The following is an 801-nucleotide window of genomic DNA, read 5'->3' as shown; positions in this document are numbered from 1 at the left end:
TAAAAATATAATAAACACTAGGCGAAATTCACCTCCACCCTAATGTCGGGTGGAGTCCTCTTTCGCTTTTAGATAGGCTTTATGCGCTCTGTTAGTACGCCAAGACTTGCTAAATCGATTGTTTTCAATTTGCTCAACAATGGCTTTGACTTCTTCATCGGTAAGCATTTTATCTTGTTTTTTCTTAATATAAGATGCCATGCCGCTCGTCAATACATGCTCAGGTAGTTCATCGCGAGTTTTAAGCTCACACTCGCCGATAAAGGCAATCATCGAATGGAAATAACTCATCTCCAGTTCTAATAAATCAGACAGCGTTTTTATATGCAAATAATTTTGCCGCAATGGATTTTGAAATTTATACTTGCGACCCATAATGACTTGCGTCCACTGTCTTTGCTTCTCATTACCAAAAATCCAGCCTTTATAGTTTTTGGTTTCGATGACAAAGATGCCATACCTAGAGACGATAACATGGTCAATTTGGGTACTACCACCATCTGCTAATGGCAGAGTGATATTGTTTAGGCGATGATAAATATCTTTATCAAGTTTTAGCCACATAGCTACATTGATGACGATCTCGCCGACGATACCTTTAAAGCTGGACATCAAAGACATGGTTTTCTACTATTTGACTTCCTCCCCTCCCTAAAGTGAGGGGATTCCTACTACTAGACGCTCAAGCCCGAGCGCGAGAATGTTTTTTGCCGCATTAATATCGCGGTCATGAGTGACACCGCACTCGCAAAGCCATTCTCTTATTCCAAGACCCGTCCTACCTTTCGGACTATTTTGGCG

2 protein-coding genes are annotated in these 801 nt (G+C 41.1%); both read right to left on the bottom strand.

Annotated elements, in window-relative coordinates; translation table 11 throughout:
• Positions 1-39: 39 nt before the first annotated feature.
• Positions 40-621, bottom strand: a complete 582-nt coding sequence (locus H9653_RS12375) for a nuclease-related domain-containing protein (RefSeq protein ID WP_225211769.1) — start codon at positions 619-621, stop codon at positions 40-42.
• Between the two features lie 30 nt (positions 622-651).
• The coding region (locus tag H9653_RS12370; RefSeq protein WP_191692590.1) for a zinc ribbon domain-containing protein at positions 652-801 on the bottom strand (150 nt) is incomplete at its 5' end.

This window comes from Psychrobacter communis (genome assembly GCF_014836505.1).
GTDB lineage: Bacteria > Pseudomonadota > Gammaproteobacteria > Pseudomonadales > Moraxellaceae > Psychrobacter > Psychrobacter faecalis.
This window is presented reverse-complemented; position numbering and strand designations above follow the sequence as displayed.